Below are 6,359 nucleotides of genomic sequence, written 5' to 3' on the forward strand. Positions count from 1 at the left end.
ACCCCGTCCCAATCGCCCCTCCCAGGGCGATCATCTGAATGTGCCGATTGGTCAGCGCTCGGCGAAGCCCGCCGTCGTCCGAAGCGCCAGCCCGTACCGAGCCGCGGTTGCCGTTCGTCTCTGTGCTCATCCCGTTTCGTCCCTCCCAGGGCCCAGGCCTCGGTTCAGGCCTCAGAATCGCCTTCGGAGCCGACGGTTCCTTTGCCTTCGGAGCCTGCCGCGCCTTCGCCCTGCTTGGGGCCGCCCACACCGCGCTCGGAACGTTCAGATTCGAGAGTTTCCATCACAACCGCTGTTTGGGTTTCGCGTCCCTGACGGCGCCCTCTGACGACCAGAGCGACGACGGAGGCGACGAGCCCGCCCCATACAATGAGCACGGTCACGAGCATGAAGATCACGGCGCTTGAAGTCATCGTGTACCCCCTGTGTTTGAAGCGTCGAGTGAAATGGGTTCGAAATCATCGACCGGCGTGCGCCATCTGATGAGCGTGAAGACGAGCGCTCCTACGAAGACCACGGCCACAGAGCCCCATCCGAAAGCGTTCTCAAACCCTCGCGTGTACGATTTCGCGTCGTACTGGTTGCGGATGTAGCCGACGATGCCGCTGACGAGCACGTAGCTGAGGAAGGCCGGGACGACGCCTCCGACGAGCCACCGCCACCACGCCCCGATGCGGTTCCCCGTTTCGGAGACGAAGTTGAGGTGCCGCTGCAATTGCTTGAGGTTGCGCACCGCGTAAGCGGTGATGAGGCAGACGAGGACGGCGGAAGCCACCACTCCGATCGCATTGATGTAGGCGTCTACGACGTCGAGCGAGTAGATTCCCGACTTCGTGCCGAAAACCATGAGGGAGACGGCTGCAGCGGGAATTCCGACGGCCATGGCCGAGGCGGCGGGCCTGAGATTGAATTTCTCGGCAATGCCCGCGGCGACGACTTGGACGAGCGAAATAAGCGATGTGATGCCCGCAAAGGCCAGCGACAGGAAGAAAAGGACGCCGAAAATCGCGCCGCCCGGCATTTCTGAGATGACGTGTGGGAACGCGATGAAGCAAAGCTTGATGCCCTGCAGGCCTTCGAGATTGCCGACGGACGTGTTTTGCTGGACGGCCATGAACCCGAGTGTCGCGAAAACGCCGAATCCTGCCAGAATCTCGAAGGAGGAATTGGCGAAGGATGCGACTAGGCCGGTTCCCACGAGGTTCGAGCGGCGCCTGAGATAGCTGGCGTAGGTCAGCATGATGCCGAAGGCGACCGAGAGCGAGTAGAAGATCTGAGTGAAGGCCGCCAGCCAGACCTTCGGCTCTTTCAACGCGGAGAAGTCGGGCGTCCACAGGGCGTTCAGGCCCTCGGCGGCGCCGGGAAGCGTGAGGGCCCGCAGGACCAGGGCGACGAAAAGGACGACGAGGAGGGGCAGGAAGATCTTGTTTGCGACCTCGATGCCGCGTGAGACGCCCCGCCCGATGGCCACGAGCACCACGATCCAGACCACGGCGAGCGGAAGGGCGACGTTCCACACCGGGGCGAGCGAGTACTGCGGCGCGGGGGCCGCCTCGATGAAGCTGTTGAAATGATTGGCGGCGTTGCTTCCCTTGCCCCACGCGACGTTCGCCGAATAGAAGACGTAGCGCAAAGACCACGCGATGATCACGGCGTAGTACGTCATGATGACGAAGCACAGGAGCACCTGCCACCACCCGAGGAATTCCAATTTCTTCGAAATCCTGCGGAATACGGCCGGGGCGCTTCCCCGGAAACGGTGGCCAAGGGCGTAGTCGAGGAAGAGAATGGGAATGCCCGCGCCTAGCAAAGCGACGACGTACGGGATCATAAACGCCCCGCCGCCGTTTTCATAGGCCACGCCTGGGAAACGCCAGATATTTCCCAAACCGATGGCCGAGCCGATGGCGGCTACGAGAAAGCCGAGCTGGCTTCCCCATTGCTCGCGCCCCGATGCATCGGTGTTCTTTGCTGCTGCGCCGCGGCTTTCGGTACGGGAAGTACTCACCGTGGCTCCCTTCTTCCCTTCAGTTCCGCGAAAGCACGCATAAACAACGGCTTTATCGCGCCAGACCGGACAACGTTACGCTATGCAGCCTTTGGCGTCAAGGCTTCACTGCTCAGGCTTCGCTGTCCGAGCCGGCGCAGGAGTGCGCGGCCGGGATGCGGGGCCGACCGACGGCGGACGAACTTTGGCGGCGATCGACGCCGACACGCGCACGCGGACGTCCCGTCGCCGTGGGATTGCCCCACGCGCGGTCGAATCAGCGCCCGCCGAGGACTCCCGATCCCCCGGGGAAGTGTCCGCCGACGCCTTGCGAATTTCCCTCTTGGCCTTGCTGCCCGTCTGTCCCCTCGGGAGCGACTTCGCCGTAAGGGACCGGGGTGCCTGGACCGCTCGGGTAGCGGGCGAATTCGCCGTAGGACGGCATGCCGAAAACGGTGGCCTCCGGGTCCTCTCCTTGCTCCGCCCCGCCCTCGCGAGGACCGGCTTGCGGGGCCGAGACTGCCTGAGCCGGGGCGGACGGCGCCGCAGGGCGGGAAGGAATCCCTTGGGCCAGACCTTCGGTCTCATAGGAGCGAACTCCGAACACCGTGGCGTCTGGATCGGGGGCGCTCGACGGCGTCGGCGCCGGCAAGGGGGCGACGCCCGTCCCCCGACCGGTGAAGACCGTTTCATCGGCGTCGTATCCGTCCAAACCCGATGGAGCCATCGGGGGTTGAGGTCCGGCGGCTTGAGGCCCGGCGGCATAGGGCGCCCCGGAGGGGTGAGGGTGGCCGGGGGTCTGCGAATAGCCCGAAGGCGCCTGGTACCCCGGGGCCTGCGGGAGGACCGAAGGCTGCGGGTAGCCGGAAGTCTGCGCATAGTCGGCCGAAGGGGCGCTCACGGGAGGGTAGCCAGTCGGCGCAGGGAAGCCTCCGGCAAGCTGAGGCGGCACGGCGCCTTCACCCGCGACGCCGACGCCCGCAGAAGGCGCAATGCCTTGCCCCGCGGCTGCGCCGGCCTGCAGACCGAAAACGGTGGGATCGTCGTCAAGCGGATCGGGCTGCAAACTGGCCTCGGCGGGCTCAGGCTGTGCAGGAGGCTCGGGGCGGCGGAAGGCTGGATCGAGAGAATAACTCGAATCGACGTCGGACGGCTGGTCGTGCCCCATCGGCTGCGGGGCGCCCGGCGCTGCTCCGAACTGCTCGGGATGCTGTGGGAATTGCGCCGTGCCCATAGGTGCGCTGCCTCCTTGCGGGGCGTCCCACGGAAACCGGGGATTTATCTGGCTGGGAACGCGGCCTCCGGGATGCTCGGATCCCGACTGCGATTGCTGGCCAAAGGCCCCCCGGTGATGCATGGTGCTGGCCACTCCGGGCGCCCCTCCGGTGAATTCGTCCAATTCTTGGGGGGAGGGCCAGCGTTGATATTTATCGTAAAAGCCAAAGCGCGCCAAAATGGGCAGGGTGTCGAAAAAAGGCGCCGAAATCTGGAACCTGGTTCCATGGGAATCCCGCATTCTGAGAACGGGGCCTTTTTCTCGCTGAATGACCTCTTTCGACACGATGTCCACAAACCTGATCCTCTTCTCGCCGCTGAAGGCAAGCCGGAAGGAGACGCCCTCGGGGTCGACCGAGTACCAAAAGTTCTTGTATGCGAACAGAGACGGAACGCCAAGGAGAAGCGCGAAGAGCGAACCGATGACTATCCCCGGTATCGGGTAGTCCTGCTCGCCCCAGACAGAGACGGCGACTACTAATGCCCCGAAAAAGAACATTCCGAGGCCGGTCCACAGAACTAGCTTCGGCATCCGAATTCTCTCCGGACGCCTCCGGTCGCGGTTGACCTTGCGCGCGCTTCTCTCAACCGTGCGATCGGCCACGTTCTTTGCAAGGCGCCGGGTTAGCATGCTCATACGATTCTTCTTCTTTCATTGTGCCGAGGGATCGATCGCAGCGGCGCGAACGGAGCGGAGCCAGCCCGCCCATTTGCGCACGCGGCCGGTCCTTTCACAGATTCGCGCCGAGGGTGACCGAAGGCGTGGCGCCCCAGGCCGAGAGGTACCAAAGCCCGAGCGCCAGGATCACTCCCACGATTGCGTCGGCGCGCCGACGGCGCACCCGCGGAACCGCGCCGTCGGGAAGGAAAACCCTGCACAAGGCGTGGCCCAGGACGAGGACCGCGAGAAGCCTGCACGCCACCACGCTGCTCCACACGAAGGCGGACGCCGCGACGGCGGCGAGGGAGACGAAGACAGCGGCGTAGACGGCGTCTTTCGGGACGCGAACTTCTCGCGTCGGCTCTTTGTCACCCATGGTTTCAACTTTAACCGCCACTTTGGCATTCTCAAACGGGCAGAGGGACCCAATCGGTCCATGGGTTATCCATCTCTCACGGGTCGCTTGCCATTTGGACGATTTTCTCCCCGCGCGTACACTCGCTTGGCAGTACGTATGCATGCCTTCCGGCTCTGCGCGCAGCCGGACCCAATAACGACAGTGAGGAAGGGCGACGATGAGTTCGGACCCTCTGGAGCACAGCGACGACAACCGTCTGCAGCGCAGACTGCACAGCCGTCACCTGGCGATGATCGCAATCGGCGGGGCGATTGGAACAGGTCTGTTCCTCGCCTCGGGCAAGACGATTTCCCAGGCGGGGCCCGGCGGCGCGATCGTGGCCTACGGACTCATCGGCCTCATGGTGTTCCTCCTCATGCAGTCCCTCGGCGAGATGTCCACGTACCTTCCCGTGGCCGGCTCGTTCGGAGAGTACGGCACCCGCTTCATCAGCCGCAGCTTCGGCTTCGCCGTCGGGTGGAACTTCTGGTTCAACTGGGCGATCACCGTGGCCGCAGAGCTCGCGGCCGCCGCGCTCGTCATGAAGTTCTGGTTCCGGGACACCCCGGGGTGGATGTGGTCGGCGATATTCCTCACGCTCCTCGTCCTGCTCAACGCGCTTTCGGCCCGCGCCTACGGCGAGGGCGAATTCTGGTTCGCCCTCATCAAGGTGGTCACCGTCGTCGTCTTCCTCGTGCTCGGCGTCCTCATAATCTTCGGGACCATGGGCGGAAAATCCCCGGGCTTCGAGAACTGGACCAAGGGCGAAGCGCCGTTCGTCGACGGAGGCCTGGGAATCCTCGCCATCTTCATGGTCGCGGGCTTTTCCTTCCAGGGCACGGAACTTGTGGCCGTCGCCGCCGGGGAAACCGAGGACCCCGAGCAGACCGTCCCGAAGGCGATACGAACGATCTTCTGGCGCATCCTGCTCTTTTACATTGGGACCATCGCGGTCATCGGATTCCTCGTCTCCTACATGGACCCGAACCTCCTGCGCGACAACGAAACCGACGTCGCCTACTCCCCCTTCACCCTGGTCTTCGACCGCGCGGGAATCGCCGCGGCGGCTTCCGTCATCAACGCCGTCATCCTCACGTCGATCCTCTCGGCCGGAAACTCGGGCCTGTACGCCTCCACCCGCATGCTCTACGCCCTTTCGCGTCAGGGAAACGCCCCCGCTTTCCTGGGACGCACGAACTCTCGCGGCGTGCCGGTTCCCGCCCTCGCGGTCACCGCGGCGATCGGCGCCGCGTGCTTCGTCTCCTTTCTGATCGGCGACGACGCCACTTACACGTGGCTCGTCAACGCCTCCGGGCTGGCCGGATTCATAACCTGGATGGGCGTGGCATGGTCTCATTACAAATTCCGAAAAGCCTTCCTCGCGCAGGGGCATTCCTTGGAAGAGCTGCCCTACCGGGCCAAGTGGTACCCGGCCGGGCCGCTGCTCGCGATGGCCATGTGCGCGATCGTCATCGTCGGTCAGAGCTACGAGGCTTTCGACGCTGAAAAGGGCCTCGACGTCATGACGCTCCTATCCCACTACTTCTGGCTCCCCCTCTTCCTGGGCGTGTGGGCGATCCACAAGCTCGTCACCCGCGCGCCGAAAGTGCAACCGATCGAAGCCGACCTTTCCCGCGTTTCCAGCGACGGCCGCAAGTCCGAGGAGGCCTTCGGCGGCTGATTTTCAGCGAGCCGCGGGCCGCCCAGATCCGAACCTTCGATCTGACGCTTCCTTCAGACTCGGCATCGGCGGCCCGCTCTGGAGGGCATCTGCGATCCCGCTTCGGGCGTGGACCGCTCAGCTAAGCCTGCGGGAGTCCGCGTCGAGGAGGCCGGCGGCTCTAGCATTGTTCCCATGAACATCGACCGCATCGGGATCGTCGGAACCGGACTGGCGGGCTTGCGCGCGGCGGCCGAGCTCCGCGAGGCGGGGTTCGCCGGCTCTATCGTCGCCTGGGACGCCGAGGGCACGCCGCCCTACGACCGCCCTCCCCTGTCCAAGAACCTCTTTGACAACCCCGTCCGCCCGCTGGCGGACC

At 64.6% G+C, this 6,359-nt stretch carries 6 protein-coding genes; 2 read left to right on the forward strand and 4 right to left on the reverse strand.

Features of this window, described 5'->3' with window-relative positions; genetic code table 11:
- Window positions 1–164: 164 nt before the first annotated feature.
- The 4 genes from ACO48X_RS03575 to ACO48X_RS03590 form a co-directional block, all read right to left on the reverse strand.
- Window positions 165–413, reverse strand: a complete 249-nt coding sequence (locus ACO48X_RS03575) for a MetS family NSS transporter small subunit (protein WP_485000595.1) — start codon at window positions 411–413, stop codon at window positions 165–167.
- Entirely contained in the window at window positions 410–2,008 is a 1,599-nt protein-coding gene (locus tag ACO48X_RS03580) for a sodium-dependent transporter (protein WP_485000596.1), read from the reverse strand. The genes ACO48X_RS03575 and ACO48X_RS03580 overlap by 4 nt, the downstream gene beginning before the upstream one ends.
- A gap of 256 nt (window positions 2,009–2,264) precedes the next feature.
- The gene (locus ACO48X_RS03585) at window positions 2,265–3,794 is read right to left on the reverse strand and encodes a hypothetical protein (protein WP_485000597.1); all 1,530 of its coding nucleotides are present in this window, start codon (window positions 3,792–3,794) and stop codon (window positions 2,265–2,267) included.
- A gap of 199 nt (window positions 3,795–3,993) precedes the next feature.
- Window positions 3,994–4,320 carry a hypothetical protein gene (locus tag ACO48X_RS03590; RefSeq protein WP_485000598.1) on the reverse strand — a complete coding sequence of 109 codons (327 nt, stop codon included), beginning with the start codon at window positions 4,318–4,320 and terminating at the stop codon, window positions 3,994–3,996.
- A 178-nt stretch (window positions 4,321–4,498) separates the two neighbouring features.
- On the opposite strand from ACO48X_RS03590, the gene ACO48X_RS03595 reads away from it, so the two are divergent.
- Both ACO48X_RS03595 and ACO48X_RS03600 read left to right on the forward strand, forming a co-directional pair.
- Window positions 4,499–6,001, forward strand: coding sequence for an amino acid permease (locus ACO48X_RS03595; protein ID WP_485000599.1), 1,503 nt, complete (start codon window positions 4,499–4,501; stop codon window positions 5,999–6,001).
- 174 nt (window positions 6,002–6,175) lie between these two features.
- Window positions 6,176–6,359 (forward strand): FAD-dependent oxidoreductase (locus tag ACO48X_RS03600; RefSeq protein WP_485000600.1); only part of this gene is annotated, 184 nt, incomplete at its 3' end.

Source organism: Peptidiphaga sp., assembly GCF_057238965.1.

What these genes read in the sequence shown, in the direction of transcription:
- ACO48X_RS03595 (WP_485000599.1), top strand. Translation starts at nt 4,499, where the DNA reads ATGAGTTCGGACCCTCTGGAGCACAGCGACGACAACCGTCTGCAGCGC.
- ACO48X_RS03585 (WP_485000597.1), bottom strand. Translation starts at nt 3,794, where the DNA reads ATGCCGAAGCTAGTTCTGTGGACCGGCCTCGGAATGTTCTTTTTCGGG.
- ACO48X_RS03575 (WP_485000595.1), bottom strand. Translation starts at nt 413, where the DNA reads ATGACTTCAAGCGCCGTGATCTTCATGCTCGTGACCGTGCTCATTGTA.